The sequence below is a fragment of the Acuticoccus kandeliae genome (assembly GCF_003073115.1).
In genome coordinates this window covers 57,513-75,773 of the sequence record NZ_QBBV01000005.1, presented here as the reverse complement: position 1 = coordinate 75,773, position 18,261 = coordinate 57,513, and the positions used below count along the sequence as shown (strand labels likewise).

The 18,261-nt window shown below is 67.1% G+C and carries 16 protein-coding genes; 9 read left to right on the top strand and 7 right to left on the bottom strand.

Annotation, left to right across the window (positions count from 1 at the left end):
• Positions 1-3 precede the first annotated feature (3 nt).
• From DBV35_RS27165 to DBV35_RS27140, 6 genes are all read right to left on the bottom strand, one after another.
• A complete protein-coding gene (locus DBV35_RS27165) occupies positions 4-732 on the bottom strand; it encodes a LamB/YcsF family protein (protein WP_108663558.1) in 729 nt (242 codons plus the stop codon).
• A 14-nt stretch (positions 733-746) separates the two neighbouring features.
• Positions 747-1,742 (bottom strand): ABC transporter permease, encoded by a 996-nt coding sequence (locus DBV35_RS27160; protein WP_108663557.1) that lies wholly within the window; start codon positions 1,740-1,742, stop codon positions 747-749.
• Positions 1,742-3,256: a sugar ABC transporter ATP-binding protein gene (locus DBV35_RS27155; RefSeq protein WP_108663556.1), complete on the bottom strand. Its 1,515-nt coding sequence runs from the start codon at positions 3,254-3,256 to the stop codon at positions 1,742-1,744. The genes DBV35_RS27160 and DBV35_RS27155 overlap by 1 nt, the downstream gene beginning before the upstream one ends.
• Before the next feature lie 19 nt (positions 3,257-3,275).
• Positions 3,276-4,349 (bottom strand): TMAO reductase system periplasmic protein TorT, encoded by a 1,074-nt coding sequence (gene torT, locus DBV35_RS27150; protein ID WP_108663555.1) that lies wholly within the window; start codon positions 4,347-4,349, stop codon positions 3,276-3,278.
• A 265-nt stretch (positions 4,350-4,614) separates the two neighbouring features.
• On the bottom strand, positions 4,615-5,673 hold the full coding sequence (locus tag DBV35_RS27145) for a sensor domain-containing diguanylate cyclase (protein WP_108663554.1): 1,059 nt from the start codon (positions 5,671-5,673) through the stop codon (positions 4,615-4,617).
• A 320-nt stretch (positions 5,674-5,993) separates the two neighbouring features.
• Complete coding sequence (locus DBV35_RS27140) at positions 5,994-6,425, bottom strand: Fur family transcriptional regulator (RefSeq protein ID WP_108663553.1); 432 nt, start codon at positions 6,423-6,425, stop codon at positions 5,994-5,996.
• A 226-nt stretch (positions 6,426-6,651) separates the two neighbouring features.
• Between DBV35_RS27140 and DBV35_RS27135 the strand changes: the two genes are divergently transcribed.
• From DBV35_RS27135 to DBV35_RS27100, 8 genes are all read left to right on the top strand, one after another.
• Entirely contained in the window at positions 6,652-7,422 is a 771-nt protein-coding gene (locus tag DBV35_RS27135) for a DeoR/GlpR family DNA-binding transcription regulator (protein WP_245944132.1), read from the top strand.
• A 131-nt stretch (positions 7,423-7,553) separates the two neighbouring features.
• Positions 7,554-9,077, top strand: a complete 1,524-nt coding sequence (glpD, locus tag DBV35_RS27130) for a glycerol-3-phosphate dehydrogenase (RefSeq protein ID WP_108663706.1) — start codon at positions 7,554-7,556, stop codon at positions 9,075-9,077.
• A gap of 158 nt (positions 9,078-9,235) precedes the next feature.
• Positions 9,236-10,321: an ABC transporter ATP-binding protein gene (locus DBV35_RS27125; protein WP_108663551.1), complete on the top strand. Its 1,086-nt coding sequence runs from the start codon at positions 9,236-9,238 to the stop codon at positions 10,319-10,321.
• A 3-nt stretch (positions 10,322-10,324) separates the two neighbouring features.
• Entirely contained in the window at positions 10,325-11,392 is a 1,068-nt protein-coding gene (locus tag DBV35_RS27120) for an ABC transporter ATP-binding protein (RefSeq protein WP_108663550.1), read from the top strand.
• Entirely contained in the window at positions 11,389-12,264 is an 876-nt protein-coding gene (locus tag DBV35_RS27115; RefSeq protein WP_108663549.1) for a carbohydrate ABC transporter permease, read from the top strand. The genes DBV35_RS27120 and DBV35_RS27115 overlap by 4 nt, the downstream gene beginning before the upstream one ends.
• Positions 12,265-12,383: 119 nt before the next feature.
• Positions 12,384-13,136: a carbohydrate ABC transporter permease gene (locus DBV35_RS27110; RefSeq protein WP_245944131.1), complete on the top strand. Its 753-nt coding sequence runs from the start codon at positions 12,384-12,386 to the stop codon at positions 13,134-13,136.
• A gap of 63 nt (positions 13,137-13,199) precedes the next feature.
• On the top strand, positions 13,200-13,481 hold the full coding sequence (locus DBV35_RS27105; protein ID WP_108663548.1) for a DUF2160 domain-containing protein: 282 nt from the start codon (positions 13,200-13,202) through the stop codon (positions 13,479-13,481).
• Positions 13,482-13,569: 88 nt separating this feature from the next.
• On the top strand, positions 13,570-15,300 hold the full coding sequence (locus tag DBV35_RS27100) for an ABC transporter substrate-binding protein (RefSeq protein WP_108663547.1): 1,731 nt from the start codon (positions 13,570-13,572) through the stop codon (positions 15,298-15,300).
• A gap of 39 nt (positions 15,301-15,339) precedes the next feature.
• Here the strand turns inward: DBV35_RS27100 and DBV35_RS27095 are convergent, their stop codons facing one another.
• Positions 15,340-15,834: a GNAT family N-acetyltransferase gene (locus tag DBV35_RS27095; RefSeq protein ID WP_108663546.1), complete on the bottom strand. Its 495-nt coding sequence runs from the start codon at positions 15,832-15,834 to the stop codon at positions 15,340-15,342.
• A 206-nt stretch (positions 15,835-16,040) separates the two neighbouring features.
• Between DBV35_RS27095 and DBV35_RS27090 the strand changes: the two genes are divergently transcribed.
• Positions 16,041-18,212 carry an esterase-like activity of phytase family protein gene (locus DBV35_RS27090; RefSeq protein ID WP_108663545.1) on the top strand — a complete coding sequence of 724 codons (2,172 nt, stop codon included), beginning with the start codon at positions 16,041-16,043 and terminating at the stop codon, positions 18,210-18,212.
• The last annotated feature ends 49 nt before the right edge of the window (positions 18,213-18,261 follow it).

The following is an 18,261-nucleotide window of genomic DNA, read 5'->3' as shown; positions in this document are numbered from 1 at the left end:
GCCTCAGGCGGCGTCGAGCCAGGGTGTCACCGCGTCCTTCACCGCCGCCGCGATCTCCACGGCGTTCGGCGTGTCGGAGTGGACGCAGATCGCGTCGGCCTTCACCTTGATCTCACGCCCGGTGACGGTGTTCGTCACCCCGTCGCGCACCGCGATGAGGCAGCGGTCGGCGGCCTCGGCAGGGTCCATCGCCTCGTGCTCGCGCGTGATGATGATGAAGCCGTCATCGCCATAATCGAGGTCGGCGTAAAACTCGGCGATGAATTTCAGCCCGCGCGAGGGGTAGATCACCTCGTGGAGCGTGTTGACCATGCCCATCACCGGCAGGTTGAAGATCTCCGCCGCGTCGGCGACCGCGTTCGCCACGTGCTCGTTGCGCGCGGCCATGCCGTAGAGCGCGCCGTGCGGCTTGATGTGGCTCATCTCCATGCCCTCCGCCTTCAGGAAGCCGGAGAGGGCGCCGATCTGGTAGATGAGCGCGTTCGCGATCTCCTCGCGGCTCATCTTCATCTCGCGCCGGCCGAAGCCCTGGAGATCGGGCAGGGACGGGTGCGCGCCGACCTTCACCCCGTGCCTCTTGGCGAGCAGCACCGTCTCGCGCATGTGGTTCGGGTCGGAGGCGTGGAAGCCGCAGGCGACGTTCGCCACGCTGATGAGCGGCATGAGCGCCTTGTCGTCGCCCAATCTGTAGAGCCCGAAGCTCTCACCCATGTCGCAGTTGATCACGGTCATGAGGGGTCCTCCAATCAATCCTGCAGCGAGGCCATCATGCGGATCCTCATGCGATCCGCAATGACCGCGAGTATGAGAAGTCCGCCGAGGACGACCGTCTGCAGATAGCTCTCGATGCGCGCGAGATTCATCCCGTTCTGCACGAGCACGATGAAGAGCGCGCCGAGCACGACATTCTCCACCCGCCCGACGCCGCCGCGCAGCGACACGCCGCCGATGATGCAGGCGGCGATGGATTCGAGCGGCATCGAGGCGCCGATATTGGCCTCGCCCGTGTCGAGGCGGGCGGTGAGCAGCATCCCCGCGATCGCCGTCATCGTCGCACAGATGATGTAGGTGACGAAGAGGACGCCCTTGGTGTTGATGCCGGAGAGGGCGGCCGCCTTCGTGTTGCCGCCGACGGCGTAGAAATAGCGGCCGAGGCGGGTCCAGTTCACGATCAGCCAGGCGACGACGATGAGGAGCACGGCGAAATAGATCGGCACCGGGATGCCCCAGAGCGTGCCGAAGCCGAACACGTCGCCGAAGGTCTGCGGCATCCCGTAAACGGGCGTCCCGCCGGTGAGGTAGAGCGCGATGCCGAAGCCGACCGAGGAGATGCCGAGCGTCATGATGAAGGGCGAGACGCCGAAGACGGCGACGCCGATGCCGTTCGCGATGCCGATGGTCGCCCCGGCCGCGACGCCGCCGAGCGTGCCGACGAGGATCGCGATCCACGGCGCGTCGGGCACCGCGCCCGCGACCGTCGACATGGTGAGCGCGCCGACGACGGAGGTGATCGCGAGGATCGTGCCGACCGAGAGGTCGAAGCCGCCGGTCAGCAGCGCGAACATCTGCCCGAGCGAGACGATCACCAGATAGACCGACTGGCGCACCACGTTGGTGAGGTTCTGCACCGTGAGGAAATTGTCCGAGGCCATCGTGAAGACGATGAGCGCGGCGATCAGCAGGAAGGGCAGGACGCCGACGGTCACGAAGACGCGCTTCAGGGTGTGGCTCGTCGTTGCCATCAGGCCGCCTCACGCTCGAAGAAATGGGACAACAGCGCTTCCTCGGTGATCGCCTCGCCCGTGAACTCGGCCCGGATGCGGCCGCGATAGAAGACGATGGCCCGGTGGGAGAGGTGGAGGATCTCGGGAAGGTCGGACGAGATCAGCACGACCGCCGCGCCCGCCTCGGCAAGGTCGGCGATGAAGCGATAGATCGCCGCGCGCGTGCCGACATCGACGCCGACGGTCGGCTCGTCGAAGACGTAGACCTTGGTCTCGCGCGTCAGGCACTTGGCGAGCAGCACCTTCTGCTGGTTGCCGCCGGAGAAATGGTCGACGGCGCGCTCGATGCGCATCGGGCGCAGCTCCATGCGCTCGGCGAGGGCGGCGGCGAGGCGCGCCTCCGCGCGCCGGTCGAGCCCCGGCCCCTTGGCGAGCGGCGGCTCGGCGAGGGCGGCGAGCGTGATGTTCTCGCGCACGGGCCGGATCATCACGAGCCCCTCGTCGCGCCGGTCGGGCGGGACATAGAAGAGGCCGCGATCCATCATTCTGCCGGGCTCGAGGCCGGTGACGTCCTCCCCGTCGAGGCGCACGGTGCCGGACTGGATCCGGTCGAGCCCGAAGGCGGCGCGCATCACCTCGCTCTTGCCCGAGCCGACGAGGCCGGCAAGGCCGAGGATCTCGCCCGCCTTCACCTCCAGCGAGGCGTCGACGACGGAATGGCGCGCGGTGGTGAGGTTCGCGATGGTGAGGCGCGTCTCGCCCGGCACGGAGCGGATCGTCGGGAACAGCTCCGCGATCTCGCGCCCGGTCATCAGCGTGATGAGGCGCGACTCGGCGACGCCCGCCGGCTCGGTCGCGATGAATTTGCCGTCGCGCAGCACCGTGATCCGGTCCGCGATGCGGCGGATCTCCTGCATGCGGTGGGTGATGTAGACGATGCCGACGCCATCGGCCTTCAGCCGCGCGATCAGCGCGAAGAGCTGGTCGGTCTCGCGGTCGGTCAGCGAGGCGGTCGGCTCGTCGAGGATGAGGACGTTGAGCTCGGCGCGGAAGGCCTTCGCGATCTCGACCATCTGCTGCTCGGAGCGCGACAGCGCCTCCACCTTGGCGTTGGGCTTCAGGGGGAAGCCGAGGCGGTCGATGATCTCGCGCGCGGCGCGCTTCAGCGCGCCTTTCGCGAGGAGGCCGCCGCAGGTCATCTCGGAGCCGAGAAAGAGGTTCTCGGCGACACTCATCTGTGGCACCAGCGAGAATTCCTGGAACACGGCCGAGATGCCGCGGGCGCGCGCGTCGTGGACCGAGGCGATCCGGACCGGCTCGCCGCGGAAGAGGATCTCGCCGGCGCTCGGCTGGTTGGCGCCGGCGAGGATCGAGATCAGCGTCGACTTGCCGGCTCCGTTCTCGCCGAAGAGGACGTGAACCTCTCCGGCTTTCAGATCGAGGCTCACATTGTCGAGCGCGAGGACGCCCGGATAACGCTTGGAAAGCCCGCGCACCTCGATGAGCGCGGGCAGGGGGCTCGCCTCCGTCATCCCGGCGTCGGCCCTTGGCCTATTCGACGCGGAAGACGGGGCGGAAGCCGTCGGGCGCGAGCGTCGACGAGGTGTCGAAATCGTTCACGGACTCGGACGTGACGACGAAGATCGCCGGGCCGACATGCTTCAGATAGTCCTCGCCCTCGAGGATCCGGACCGCCTGGTCCACGGCGATGCGGCCCTGGATGACGGTGGAGTCGGTCGGTGCGGCGAGGATCTGGCCGCGGCGGATGCCCTGATGGACGCCCGGCGTATAGTAGTAGGAGAGGACCTTGATCTGGTCCGTCAGGCCGCGCGAGCGCAGGATCGGGATCGCCGCCTCGGCCGTCACCGCGGTGCCGACGACATAGTCGAGGTCCGGATGGGCGCCGAGCGTGTCCTCGATGAGGGCGGACTGCGCCTCCTTGCCGGTGTCGCCATATTTCGTCTCCACCACCTCGACGGCGGAGTCCTTGATGGCCTCCTGGAAGCCGGTGTTGCCGGCCTCGACCCAGCCCGCGCCCGCGGGTCCGGGGAACCAGGCGACCTTCACCGCGTCCGACCCGGCCGGGTGCAGCTCGGCGAGATAGGCGCCGGTCTTGGAGCCCATCTCACCGAAGGAGACGAGCGACTTCGCCGACAATTCCGGCGAGGACATGCCGTTGATGACGTCGATGACGGGGATGTCCTTGCCGCGGATCTCGGCGACAAGATTGTTGAGGCCGTCATAGGAGATCGCGCCGATGATCACCGCGTCCGCGCCGGCCGCGACGCAGTCCTCGATCTGGCTGATCTGCTTCTGCAGCTCGGTGTAGCCGCCGGCCTCGACGACCTGGAGCTTCACGCCCTGGCGCTTGGCCTCCTCGGTGACGCCGTAATCGACGCCGAGCCAGTAGGCGTCCTTCATGTGCGGGAAGGACACGCAGATCTCGTAGGCCTCTTTCGCCTTTTCGAGCGGCGTGTAGTCGGTCGTGGTGCGCGGGCTCGCCATGTCGAAGGGCGGGTCCCAGACCTCGACCTCGTAGGGGAACCAGTCTTGGGCGAGGGCGGGCGTGGTCGCGAACGCAGCCACCAGCGCGGTGGCCGTCAGATACCGGGAGGCAATAGACATCGAGCGTGGCTCCTCACTGTGGAACGGACCGGTGTTTTCGTCTCTGATCAGTGTTGCCGGTTCCGCTTTCCTACATCATTGCGCTAACTCAAGTTTTCACAAATTCAATTACTCATGTCATCCCTGCTCGTGCAGGTTCATTGCACGAGGGGCGGCGGGACGGGAAAATCTGTGCGGGTGAGGCGGTCGCAGACGTGCCGGACGGGCGCGGCGGGAGCGGCGTCGTCCGGGGGCGCTCGATGGCGTCCACCCGGACCAAGGCGTGTCAGGCCGCGCCGCGCAGGTGGCGCGCGAAGGTGCCGGTGCGCACCGGATCGCCGACGGGCGTCACGTCCTCGTCGGCGGCGACCGCGGTGGTCGGATGGTAGACGAGGATCTGGTTGCGGCCGGCGGCCTTCGCGCCATAGAGCGCGGCGTCGGCCATCTTGCACCAGACGGACGCGTTGACGACCGTGTCGCTGAGCCCGCAGACGCCGAAGCTCGCGGTGATGGAGAGGCCCGGAAGGTCCGGGAAGCGCATCTCGGCAAGGGCGTTGCGCAGTTCGCGCAGCCGCGCGGTGGCGTCGCCGACGCTCGTCTCGTGGAAGGCGGCGGCGAACTCCTCGCCCCCGAGGCGCGCGGTCGCGACATCGGGGCCGAGCTTGTCGCGGCAGAGCTTGGCGACGCGCGCGAGGACCGCGTCACCGGCCTGATGGCCGAAGCGGTCGTTCACAGACTTGAAGAAATCGAGGTCGAAGATCGCGAGGACGGCGGGCGAGGTGCGGCGCTGGAAGTCGTCGACCATCACGCGCAGGCGGCCCATGAAGGGACGGCGGCGCAGGAGATGGGTGAGATCGTCGAGTTCCGCGCGCTCGCGCAGCAGGAGCTCGTGGACGACGCAGCGGGCGAGATTCTGGAGAACCGTGATGGACGGCCCGTCGAACGTGCGCGGGCGCGTGTCCATCGCCCACAGGATGCCGAGCGGGGCCTCGCCATAGCCGAGCAGCGGGACGCCGGCATAGGCGCGCATCGGCGGCGCGCCGACCGCGCTCGACCCGTCGCGGAAGGCGCGCAGATCCTCGATGAGGAGCGGGTCGCGCCGCTTGATCGTCTCGAGGCAGAGTTCGGGCGTCGGCTCGGTGCTGACGGTGAGGGCGGCGCGGCCGGGCGCCGCCGAAAAGCCGTATTTGGAGCTCTCGATCACCGACACGCCAGCAACCGGCGCGTTCAGCATGATCTTCAGCGTGTCGAGGATATGGGCGAACGGATGGTCGGCCGAGTCACCGGCGAGGGACGGCGCAGACTGGTCGAGGGATCGGATGGCATCTGAGATTTCGTCGAGCACGCACCACCCCAGGGATTGCGAGAACCACGGCCAACACGCCGCGGCGAACGATTTCTATGACGGCGCCGCGGGTCTCCCTCCAGAGCCACGATGCCTGTTGTCTTATCGGCCTTGATGGTCGCCGCCGGTCGCTCAAATCGTGCCGGTGTCGGCGGCGAACTGGCAATGATATTGATGCAAACTGTGGCAACTTTATGTCAGGATTCTGTCACTGCGCAGACTATTTTAACTTTGAAAGTTTAACCACGAGGTTCAATTCACGCTTGCGAAATTGCGGTCCGGATGCCGGGCCGCGCGCCGGGGATCGGCGCGGCGCGTGATCAATCCTGGTCCTTGCGGCGGCAGTAGAGCTCGAGACGATGGCGCACGACATCATAACCGAGTTCCTTGGCGATTTCCGCCTGGAGACGCTCGATCTTGTCGGAACGGAATTCCACCACCTCGCCGGTGTCGATGTCGATGATGTGGTCATGATGGGGCAGGTCCGCCGTCTCGAACCGGGCGGGCGTCCCCTCGAATGAATGGCGGTGGACGATGCCCTGCGCCTCCAGCGCCGCGAGCGTACGGTAGACGGTCGCGAGCGACACCGAGGCGTCGAGTTCGCGCGCGCGACGGTGGAGCTCGGTCGCGTCCGGATGGTCGGCGGACTCGGACAGGACCTTCAGGATCGCGGCGCGCTGGCGCGTGATGCGGACGCCGTCCGCACGCAGGGCTTGCTCCAGTTTTTCGGCCGAGGCGATCGCGTCAGTCATGTTGCCCTGAAATTAGAGAGTTCCGCGTCCGAGAACAAATCGGCTGCCGTGCCTAGCAACGCCGCGTCCGGCGGGCAACTTTCTTGGCCCCCGCGCCGGGCCGCGCCGGCGGATGCGCGCGAATTGGGCATTTCGTCGTTTTCGATTCTGGGGTAGTTTGCTGGAAAACGAAAGCGACGGGGCGAACGTGGCAGCGGATGGGGGTGAGGGCGGCAAGGCCGTCGACGTGCTGGCGCGGCAGGAGGCGATCGCCAACCTCGCCAAGCTGGAAGGGCGCGTCAGCGTCGACGGGCTCGCGGCGCATTTCAACGTGACCCCGCAGACGATCCGCAAGGATCTCAACGATCTCGCCGCGCGCCGCCTGGTGATGCGCGTCCATGGCGGCGCCGTCAGCCCGTCCGGCACCGCGAACGTGGAGTATGAGAAGCGGCGGATGATGGCGTCCGTGGAGAAGAGCGCGATCGGCACGGTCGCCGCCTCCCTCATTCCGGACGACGCCTCCCTCTTCATCAATATCGGCACCACGACCGAGGCCGTCAGCGAGGCGCTCCTCGGCCACGCCTCGCTGATGGTCATCACGAACAACATCAATGTCGCCAACAGGATGCGCCTCTATCCGCAGTTCGAGGTGGTGATTGCGGGCGGCGTCGTGCGCGGCTCGGACGGCGGCGTGGTGGGAGAGGCGGCGGGCGATTTCATCCGCCAGTTCAAAGTGGACTATGCGGTCATCGGCGTTTCGGCGATCGACCGCGACGGCTCGCTCCTGGATTTCGACTTTCGCGAAGTGAAAGTCGCGCAAGCCATCATCGCGAACGCAAGGCATGTGATCCTCGTCTCCGACGCCACGAAATTCGACCGCGCCGCGCCGGTGCGCGTCGGCCACCTGTCCCAGGTCCACACCTTCGTGACCGACCATTGCAGCGAGCCTCTGCGCGCCGTCTGCCGGGAGCACGAGGTGCGTCTCCTCGAAACGAGCACGATGGCCAGGGGCCGCTGAGAGCCGCTCCCTCCGGCACGGCATGGCAGGCTTTCGCCGCGATGTCGTTTACTCCCCTCGAATTGCCTGTATGTTTCGTTTGACATTCATTTGCTTTCGATGAACAGTTTCAACGTGTGATGGAGGGCGCGGTGGCCGAGCCTGCGGTGGTGGACGTCTTCGTGGTCGGCGGTGGCATCAACGGGTGCGGCATCGCGCGCGACCTCGTCGGCCGCGGCTACACGGTCGCCCTTGCGGAGATGAACGACTTCGCCTCCGGCACCTCGTCCTGGTCCACCAAGCTCATCCACGGGGGCCTGCGCTACCTAGAGCATTACGAGTTCCGTCTGGTGCGCGAGGCGCTGATCGAGCGGGAGGTCCTGTGGGGCATGGCCCCGCACATCATCCGCCCGCTGCGCTTCGTCCTGCCCCACCACAAGGGGCTGCGGCCCGCCTGGCTCCTGCGGCTCGGCCTTTTCCTCTATGACAATCTCGGCGGCCGGAAGCGCCTGCCGGCGACCCGCACGCTCGACCTCAGGACCGACCCCGCCGGCGCCCCGCTGAAGGACGATCTCGTCCGCGGCTTCGAATATTCGGACTGCGCGGTGGACGACGCGCGCCTCGTCGTCCTCAATGCGCGCGACGCGGCCGACCGCGGGGCCGAGATCTTCCCCCGCACCAAGGTCGTGAAGGTGGAGCAGGCGGGCGCGGCCTGGACGGTGACGCTCGCGACCGGCGACGGCGCGCGCCGCACGGTCTCCGCGCGCATGGTGGTGAACGCCGCCGGCCCGTGGGTGGACGATGTGCTGAAGCGCGATTTCGGCAGGCCCGACGCGCACCATGTCCGCCTCGTCCAGGGCAGCCACATCGTGGTGCGCAAGCTCTTCGACCACGACCGCGCCTACATCTTCCAGAACGCCGACCAGCGGATCATCTTCGCGATCCCCTATGAGGAGGAGTTCACCCTCATCGGCACCACCGATCGCGACTATGAGGGCGACCCGCACGCGGCGGCGATCACCCCGGAGGAGACGGCCTATCTCCTTCGAAGCGCGAGCGAATATTTCAAGCGCCCGGTCCGCCACGAGGACATCGTGTGGTCCTTCGCCGGCGTGCGCCCGCTCTTCGATGACGGCGCCTCGAAGGCGCAGGAGGCGACGCGCGACTATGTGCTGCGAACCGAAGGCGGGCACGGCGAGGCCGCGCTCCTCAACGTCTTCGGCGGCAAGCTCACCACCTATCGCAAGCTCGCCGAGGCGGCGGCGGCGAAGGTCGGCGAGCTGATCGGCCCGCGCGGCAAGGCGTGGACCGCCGGCGCCCCGCTCCCTGGCGGCCACATGCCGCTGGAGGCGGCCGCCAACTACGGCGCGGCGCTGCGCGAGACCTACCAGTTCCTGCCCGAAAGGCTCGCCCGGCGCCTTGCGCGCCTCTACGGCCTGCGCGCCCAGGCGATCCTCGAAGGGGCGACCCGGATGGCCGATCTCGGCCGCCATTTCGGCGCCGATCTCTACGAGCGGGAAGTGCGCTATCTGATTGCATTTGAGTGGGCAACAAAAGCAGAAGATGTATTGTGGAGGCGGACCAAGCTCGGCCTCCGCTTCAGCGCCGACGAGGTCAAGGCGCTCGAAAATTACATGGCCGAGGCGGCCCCGGCGGTGAGCCTGGCGGCCGAGTAGGCGGCGAAGGCCCGGCGGGCAGAGCGCCCGGCGGCCGCGCGGACGACGGGCCGGCAACGACCGGCCCGAGAGCGATACGGCCCCGAAGAACGGGCCGACGACACGACTAGGCCGGGTTCACCGGTCAGCCGGCCCGAAGAGGCCACAGGGGAGGGCGAATGCTCGAGCTGTTGGACGTGGAGAAGCGCGTCGGTGCCTCCGTGCACCTTGCCGACATATCGATGATGCTCCTGCCGGGCACGCTCAACGTGCTCCTGGGGCCGACCCTGTCCGGCAAGACGAGCCTCATGCGCGTCATGGCGGGGCTCGACAGGCCGACCGCCGGTCAGATCCTCGTCAACGACATCGACGTCACCGGCGTGCCCGTCCAGCAGCGCGATGTCGCGATGGTCTACCAGCAGTTCATCAACTACCCGGTGATGACCGTCTATGAGAACATCGCCTCCCCGATGCGCATCGCGCGCAAGCCCAAGGCCGAGATCAAGGCGACGGTGGAGCGCGTGGCCGAACTCCTCAAGCTCACCCCCTATCTCAACCGGATGCCGCTCCAGCTCTCCGGTGGCCAGCAGCAGCGTACCGCGCTCGCCCGCGCGCTCGCCAAGGATGCGCGCCTCGTCCTCCTCGACGAACCGCTCGCCAACCTCGACTACAAGCTGCGCGAAGAGCTGCGCGCCGAGTTGCCGAAGATCTTCGAGGCGTCCGGCGCGATCTTCGTCTACGCGACGGCCGAGCCGGAGGAAGCGCTCCTCCTCGGCGGCAATGTCGCGACGCTGTCGGAGGGGCGCGTCACCCAGTTCGGGCCGACCGTCGAGATCTACCGCCGGCCGAACACGCTGAAGACCGCGCGCATCTTCTCCGACCCTCCGCTCAATGTCGTGCGGGTGGAGAAGCGTGGCGCGGCGTTCCACCCGGTCGCGGCCAAGGGCGCGCCGATCCCGGTGCCCGCCCCCTATGAGGGGCTGCGCGACGGGCCTTACGCTGTCGCCGTGCGCCCGCACCATTTGACGCTCGCCGACGTGCCGAACGCGGCGCATCTCGCCGCGACCGTCACCATCACCGAGATCACGGGCTCGGAAAGCTTCATCCATATGCGCGTCCTCGACGAGGACTGGGTCCTCCTCACCCACGGCGTCCACGACCTCCCGCCCGCGACGCCTATCAGCATCTACCTGCCGCTGCGCCACCTCATGGTGTTCGATGCCGACGGCGCCGCCGTCGCCGCACCCGCCAAGATCGCGGCCTGACCGATGGCAGAGATCACTCTCGACAACATCCGCCACGCCTACGGCCCGGTCCGCGACCCGGACGATTACGCGCTGAAGACGCTGAACCATGTGTGGACCGACGGCGGCGCGTTCGCGCTCCTCGGCCCGTCGGGCTGCGGGAAGACGACGCTCCTCAACATCATCTCCGGCCTCATCACGCCGACCGAGGGGCGCATCCTCTTCGACGGGGTGGACGTCACCCACCTGCCGCCCGAGGCGCGCAACATCGCCCAGGTGTTCCAGTTCCCGGTCGTCTACGACACGATGACGGTCGCCGAAAATCTCGCCTTTCCGCTGAAAAATCGCGGGGTGAGGCGAGCCGACATCAAGACGCGCGTCGCCAACATCATCGACATGCTCGACCTCGGCGCGGTCGCCGGCAAGAAGGCGGCGAGCCTCACGGCCGACCTCAAGCAGAAGATCTCGCTGGGTCGCGGGATGGTGCGCGAGAACGTCTCGGCGATCCTCTTCGACGAGCCGCTGACCGTCATCGATCCGCACCTCAAGTGGCAGCTCAGGACGCAGCTGAAGACGCTCCACCGCGAGTTCGGCCACACGATGGTCTACGTCACCCACGACCAGACCGAGGCGCTCACCTTCGCCGACCGCGTGGTGGTGATGGTGGGCGGGGAGGTGGTGCAGGTGGGCTCGCCCGAGGAGCTGTTCGCGCGGCCGCGCCACACCTTCGTCGGCTACTTCATCGGCTCGCCCGGCATGAACGTGCTGCCCGTCACCGTGGACGGGGCGACGGCGCACCTCGGCGATGAGCGGATCGCCCTGCCGGCCCCCGTTGCCGCGCCGCGCGGGGCGCGGATCGAGCTCGGCGTGCGGCCCGAATTCGTCGTCCTCGGCCATGAAGGGATGCCCTTCAGGATCACCCGCGTCGACGATGTCGGGCGTGAGCGGATCGTCCACGGCACCATCGCCGGCCGCCCCGTCTCCGCGATCGTGCCGGAGGAGGGGACCGTGCCCGACATGCCGCGCGCGTTCTTCCGGCAGGACGGCATCAACCTCTATGCCGACGATTGGCGCATCGAGTATCTGTCATGACGAAGACACAGAACAACCGCGCCTGGTTCCTCGTTCTCCCCGTCCTCCTCCTGGTGGCGATGAACGCGATCATCCCGCTGATGACGGTGGTGAACTATTCCGTCCAGGAAACCTTCGGCGACAACCTCTTCTTCTGGGCGGGGACCTCGAACTACGTCTCGGTGCTGATGTCGGACCGGTTCGTCAGCGCGCTGCTGCGCCAGTTCGCCTTCACCGGGATGATCCTGCTCATCGAGATCCCGCTCGGCGTCGCGATCGCGCTCGCGATGCCGCGCGCCGGGGTGTGGTCGAGCGTGTGCCTCGTCCTCATGGCGCTGCCGCTGCTGATCCCGTGGAACGTCGTCGGCGCGATGTGGAACATCTTCGCGCTGCCGGACATCGGCCTCCTCGGCTGGGGCCTCAACGCGCTGGGCTTCAACTACAATTACACGAACCAGCCGGTGTCGGCCTGGGCGACCATCATCCTGATGGACGTGTGGCACTGGACCTCTCTCGTCGTCCTCCTCGCCTTCGCGGGGCTGCGCTCGATCGACGACGCCTACTACCGCGCCGCGAAGATCGACGGCGCCTCGCGCTGGGCCGTGTTCCGCTACATCCAGCTTCCGAAGATGCGGCAGGTGCTGATCATCGCGATCCTGCTGCGCTTCATCGATTCCTTCATGATCTACACCGAGCCGTTCGTCCTCACCGGCGGCGGGCCCGGCAACGCGACGACGCTCCTGTCGATCGACCTCGTGAAGGCCGCGCTCGGCGAGTTCAACCTCGGGATCGCGGCGGCGATGTCGATCATCTACTTCCTGATGACGCTTCTCGTCTGCTGGCTCTTCTACACGCTGATGACGCAGCGCGACGCGAAGGAGAATGCGGGATGACCGACACGATCGCCTCCACGCCGCCGCGCGCCAAGGCCGTCACCGTGGCTGCCGCCGCGCCCGCGCGGCGCCGCGTCAAGCTGCGCTGGATCGTCCCGACGCTCTACATCATCTTCCTGATGCTGCCGATCTACTGGCTCATCAACATGAGCTTCAAGACGACGAACGAGATCCTCGCCGGCTTCAGCCCGTTTCCGCAGCGCTTCACCGTCGCGTCCTATGTCGAGATCCTGACGAACCCCGTCTGGTACTGGGGCTACATCAACTCGATCATCTACGTCGTCATCAACACGGTGATCTCGGTGAGCGTCGCGCTGCCGGCGGCTTATGCCTTCTCGCGCTACCGCTTCCTCGGCGACAAGCACCTCTTCTTCTGGCTCCTCACCAACCGCATGGCGCCGCCCGCGGTGTTCGCGCTGCCCTTCCTGCAGCTCTACTCGTCGATGGGCCTCTTCGACACATACTGGGCCGTCGCGCTCGCCCACTGCCTCTTCAACATCCCCCTCGCGGTCTGGATCCTGGAGGGCTTCATGTCGGGCGTGCCGAAGGAGATCGACGAGACCGCCTATATCGACGGCTACTCCTTCCCGCGCTTCTTCGTGAAGATCTTCATGCCGCTGATCGCGTCCGGCATCGGCGTCACCGCCTTCTTCTGCTTCATGTTCTCGTGGGTCGAGATGCTGCTCGCGAAGACGCTGACCTCGGTGGACGCGAAGCCGATCGCGGCCGTCATGACGCGCACCGCCTCGACGTCGGGCTACGAGCTCGGCCTTCTCGCTGCCGCGGGTGTTCTGACCATCATCCCCGGCGCGATCGTGATCTACTTTGTCCGTAACTATATCGCCAAGGGATTCGCCCTCGGTCGCGTGTAGTTCGAAACAAAATGAGCGCGAGCGTTCCAGCATCGCGCCGAACAGAGCTTGGTGGAGGGTGTTATGGGCCTGTCGTGGATGGCCTGGACTTGGCAGACGGCGCTCTTCTTCGCGTCGATCGCCGCGCTGCTCGGGGCGATGTCGCTCTGGGAATATGCGCGGCCGGGCGGCAACCCGCGGATCGGCGTCCTCGGCCTCTTCACGACGCGCGGCGACCGCTTGTTCATCTCGCTCCTCGCCGCCGCCTACATCCATCTCGGCTGGCTGGCCTTCGCGACGGGACCCCTTTGGTGGGCCTCGCTGATCGCGATCGCCGTCGCCTTCCTCGTCTTCGCCTTCGTCTGAAGGCGACACCCCATCACGGTCGCGCAACGACGCGGCGTGACGCGACGGCCTCCGAAAAGGGCCGCCATAAAAACGGAAGGGAGAAATAATGAAACGCCTTTTGATGGCCTCCACCTGCGCAGCCGCGCTGGTGACGTCCGTTCCGGCGATGGCGGATATCGCCGCCGCCGAGCGCTGGATCGACAACGAGTTCAAGGAATCAGTGCTCTCGCGCGACGAGCAGGTCGCGGAGATGCAGTGGTTCATCGACGCCGCCAAGCCCTATCAGGGCATGGAGATCAACGTCCTTTCGGAGACGATCCCCACGCACTCCTACGAGTCGGAGACCCTCACCAAGGCGTTCGAGGAGATCACCGGCATCAAGGTGAACCACCAGCTTCTCGGCGAGGGCGAGGTGGTCCAGGCGGTTCAGACGCAGATGCAGACGAACCGCAACCTCTATGACGCCTACATCAACGACTCCGACCTCATCGGCACCCACTCCCGCCTCCAGAGCGCGATCAACCTCACCGACTGGATGGCCGGCGACGCCAAGGACGTGACGAGCCCGACCCTCGACATCGAGGACTTCATGGGCATCTCCTTCACGACCGGGCCGGACGGGAAGGTGTGGCAGCTCCCCGACCAGCAGTTCGCGAACCTCTACTGGTTCCGCAAGGACTGGTTCGACGACGCGGACAACAAGGCGAAGTTCAAGGAGAAGTACGGCTACGATCTCGGCGTGCCGGTGAACTGGTCCGCCTATGAGGACATCGCGGAGTTCTTCACCAACGACGTGAAGGAGGTCGACGGCGTCCGCGTCTATGGCCACATGGACTACGGCAAGCGCGCGCCCGACCTCGGCTGGCGCATGACCGACGCCTGGCTCTCCATGGCGGGCGAGGGCGATCCGGGCCTGCCGAACGGCCGTCCTGTCGACGAGTGGGGCATCCGGATGGAGAAGGATTCCTGCAACCCCGCGGGCGCCTCGGTGACGCGCGGTGGCGGCACGAACTCCCCGGCCGCCGTCTACGCGATTGCGAAGTGGGACGAGTGGCTGCGCGAGTACGCGCCCCCGGCGGCCGCGTCCTACGACTTCTACCAGTCGCTCCCGGCGCTGAGCCAGGGCAACACGGCTCAGCAGATCTTCTGGTACACCGCCTTCACCGCCGACATGGTGAAGCCGAAATCGGAGGGCAACAACACGGTCGACGATGACGGCAATCCGCTGTGGCGGATGGCGCCTTCGCCGCACGGCCCGTACTGGTCGGAAGGGATGAAGCTCGGCTACCAGGACGCTGGCTCCTGGACGTTCCTGAAGTCGACCCCCGAGGATCGCCTGAAGGCCGCCTGGCTCTACGCCCAGTTCGTGACCTCGAAGACCGTGGACGTGACGAAGAGCCATGTCGGGCTCACCTTCGTGCGCGACTCCACCATCCACCACGACAGCTTCACCAAGCGTGCGCCGAAGCTCGGTGGCCTCGTGGAGTTCTACCGCTCGCCCGACCGCGTCCTGTGGACCCCGACGGGCGTCAACGTCCCCGACTATCCGAAGCTCGCCCAGCTCTGGTGGCAGTATATCGGTGACGTGAACTCGGGGAACCTCACCCCGCAGGAAGCGATGGACCGTCTCGCCGGCGAAATGGACCAGATCATGGCCCGCATGCAGGTGGCCGACGAAAAGGCCAACGTCTATGGCGGCTGCGGCCCGCGCCTCAACGAGGAGCGCGACGCCGAATACTGGCTGGAGCAGCCCGGCGCGCCGAAGCCCAAGCTCGCCAACGAGAAGCCGCAGGGCGAGACGATCGCCTATGAAGAGCTGATCAAGCGCTGGCAGTAAGCCGCGACCCCAGCCCCGGCGCGCCGCGCCGGGGTCTCCTCACCAGCCGATGCGCTTCTGCATCAGCACGAGATCGAGATACTCCCCATACTTCCACCCGGCCTCCGGGATGGTGCCGACCAGGGTGAAGCCGAGACGCTCGTGGAAGGCGATCCCGTCGGGGTTCGCGCCGCTGATCCCGGCGATGAGGGAGTGGACACCGGCCTCAGCCGCGTGCGCCTCCAGCGCCCCCATCAGCGCCCGGCCGAACCCCTTTCCGCGCCCCGCCGGGGCAAGGTTGATCGAGTGCTCCTTGGTGCGCTGGTAGCCGGGCCCGGCACGGAAGGTGCTGTAGGTCGCGAACCCCACGACCTTCCCGTCGAGCTCGGCGACGAAGACGGGCTCGCCCGCGGCCTGCCGCTCGGCGATCAGCGCCCCGGTGCCCTCCGTCGTCTTCAGGATCGTGGTGAAGGTGATGTGCGGCTCACGGATCGCCGCGTTCCAGATTTCGGCGATGGCCGCCGCGTCGGTGAGGGTGGCGTGCCGGATGGTCATCGGATCAACATGGGGGCTCGGTCTCGGTGGGGGCGCCCGGCCGGCGACGCCGTCGGCACGGTTCACGTGTTGGACGAAGACGACTTAGCCGGGTTTTGCCCGACAATGTCCATCGCCGAGATTCGATGCCTTAACAGACGTTTGAAGTGTCACAAGAGTATCAAGGACTGCCGGTAGCTTCGCAGCCAAAACCTGCGAGGAACCGCATGACCATCCGCCACATTGCGCTCTCGGCTGCCCTGCTCGCGAGCACGGCGCTCACGGCGCACGCCGAGACTTTCAACCGGATCGCCGCCTTCGAGGTGACGGCCAACCTGCCCGAAGGCACCGCACCCGAGACGGCGACATCGTCGGAGATCATCGCGGCGACCGAGGACGGGATGACCCTCGTCTATTCCGACAGCCCACTCGGCGCGGTCGGCTTCATCGACATCACCGATCCGGCGAACCCCGTCGCGGGCGGCGCGGTCATGATGGACGGCGAGCCGACCTCGGTCGGCGTCCTCGGCGGGACCGCCTTCGTCGCCGTCAACACCTCGGAGAGCTACACGAACCCGTCGGGCATCCTGAAGCTCGTCGACATCGCCTCCAAGGACGTGACCGAGAGCTGCGATCTCGGCGGTCAGCCCGACTCGATCGCGATTGCGCCGGACGGCACCTTCCTCGCCATCGCGATCGAGAACGAGCGCGACGAGGACCTCAATGACGGCGTGATCCCGCAGATGCCCGCAGGCAACCTCGTGATCATCCCGCTCGCGGACGGCGCGCCCGACTGCGACGCGATGATCGCCGCCGACGTCACGGGCCTGGCCGAAATCGCGCCGGAGGATCCTGAGCCGGAATTCGTCTCCATCAATGCGGCGGGCGACATCGCGCTCACCCTCCAGGAGAACAACCACATCGTCATCCTCGACCGCACGGGCGCGGTGAAGAGCCACTTCCCGGCCGGCAGCGTGACGCTCGAGCGCGTGGACACCGAGGAAGAGGGTGCGCTCACCTTCGACAACACCATCACCGCCAAGCGCGAACCGGACGCGGTGAAGTGGGTTGGCGAGGACCGTCTCGTGATCGCCAATGAAGGCGACTATGAGGGCGGCTCGCGCGGCTTCACCATCTTCGACCGCGACGGCAATGTCGTCTTCGAGTCCGGCCTTGGCTTCGAGTATGCGCTCACCGAGATCGGCCACTATCCGGAGAAGCGCTCGGGCAACAAGGGCGTCGAGCCCGAGGGCCTCGAGGTCGCGACCTTCGGCGACACCACCTACATCTTCGTCATGTCCGAGCGCGGCTCGGCGGTCGGCGTCTACAGCGTCGGCGAGGGCGAGCCCGAACTCGTCGGCCTCCTTCCCTCCGGCATCGGCCCGGAAGGCGCGGTCGCGATCCCCTCGCGCAACCTCTTCGTGACGGCGAACGAGACCGACCTCATCGAGGACGGCGGCGTGCGCTCCCACGTCATGATCTATGAGCTTCAGGACGCCCCGGCGGCCTATCCGACGATCACCTCCGCCGGCGCCGGCGAAGGCGCTGCGCCGATGGGTTGGGGCGCGCTCTCCGGCCTCGCCGTCGACCCCGAGACGCCGGGCCGCGTCTACGCGATCAACGATTCCTTCTACGCGATGCAGCCCTCGATCTTCGTGATCGACGCCACCGTTAAGCCGGCCAGGATCGTCGACGCGCTGCGCGTCACCCGCGACGGGATGCCGGCACAGAAGCTCGACCTCGAAGGCGTCGTCGCCGACGGCAAGGGCGGCTTCTGGGTCGCCTCCGAGGGCAACGCGGCGAAGCTCGTCCCGCACGCGCTCTACCACCTCGACAAGACCGGCGCGATCAAGGCCGAGATCCCGTTCCCGCCCGCGCTGCTGGCCGGCGAGAAGCGCTTCGGCGCCGAGGGCATCACGATGATCGACGGCGTCCTGTGGATCGCGATGCAGCGCGAGTGGGGCGACGACCCGAAGGGCATGGTCAAGCTTCTGAGCTATGACCCGAAGGCGAAGGCATGGGGCGCGGTCCACTATCCGCTGGAGACCCCGGAGACCGGCTGGATGGGCCTCTCCGAGATCGCCGCGTTCGGCGACTTCGTCTACATCATCGAGCGCGACAACCAGATCGGCTCGGCCGCGAAGGTGAAGCGCATCTATCGCGTCCCGGTCGCCGAGCTGAAGCCGGCCGAGATCGGCGGCACGCTGCCGGTCGTCACGAAAGAGCTGGTGCGTGACGTGATCCCGGACCTCAAGGCCTGGAACGGCTACGTCGTCGACAAGCTCGAAGGCTTCACGATCGACGCCGACGGCACCGCCTATTTCGTCACCGACAATGACGGCGTGGACGATTCCTCGGGCGAGACCTTCTTCTGGTCGGTCGACGCCTTCACGAACTGACGGCGCGCGGGGGCTTCTCGGCCCTCGTTCGTCCCCCCTCGTCCCAAAG

Coding starts and splice junctions, on each gene's coding strand:
- DBV35_RS27165 (WP_108663558.1), bottom strand. CDS start 732: ATGACCGTGATCAACTGCGACATGGGTGAGAGCTTCGGGCTCTACAGA.
- DBV35_RS27160 (WP_108663557.1), bottom strand. CDS start 1,742: ATGGCAACGACGAGCCACACCCTGAAGCGCGTCTTCGTGACCGTCGGC.
- DBV35_RS27155 (WP_108663556.1), bottom strand. CDS start 3,256: ATGACGGAGGCGAGCCCCCTGCCCGCGCTCATCGAGGTGCGCGGGCTT.
- torT (WP_108663555.1), bottom strand. CDS start 4,349: ATGTCTATTGCCTCCCGGTATCTGACGGCCACCGCGCTGGTGGCTGCG.
- DBV35_RS27140 (WP_108663553.1), bottom strand. CDS start 6,425: ATGACTGACGCGATCGCCTCGGCCGAAAAACTGGAGCAAGCCCTGCGT.
- DBV35_RS27125 (WP_108663551.1), top strand. CDS start 9,236: ATGCTCGAGCTGTTGGACGTGGAGAAGCGCGTCGGTGCCTCCGTGCAC.
- DBV35_RS27120 (WP_108663550.1), top strand. CDS start 10,325: ATGGCAGAGATCACTCTCGACAACATCCGCCACGCCTACGGCCCGGTC.
- DBV35_RS27115 (WP_108663549.1), top strand. CDS start 11,389: ATGACGAAGACACAGAACAACCGCGCCTGGTTCCTCGTTCTCCCCGTC.
- DBV35_RS27110 (WP_245944131.1), top strand. CDS start 12,384: ATGCTGCCGATCTACTGGCTCATCAACATGAGCTTCAAGACGACGAAC.
- DBV35_RS27105 (WP_108663548.1), top strand. CDS start 13,200: ATGGGCCTGTCGTGGATGGCCTGGACTTGGCAGACGGCGCTCTTCTTC.
- DBV35_RS27100 (WP_108663547.1), top strand. CDS start 13,570: ATGAAACGCCTTTTGATGGCCTCCACCTGCGCAGCCGCGCTGGTGACG.
- DBV35_RS27095 (WP_108663546.1), bottom strand. CDS start 15,834: ATGACCATCCGGCACGCCACCCTCACCGACGCGGCGGCCATCGCCGAA.
- DBV35_RS27090 (WP_108663545.1), top strand. CDS start 16,041: ATGACCATCCGCCACATTGCGCTCTCGGCTGCCCTGCTCGCGAGCACG.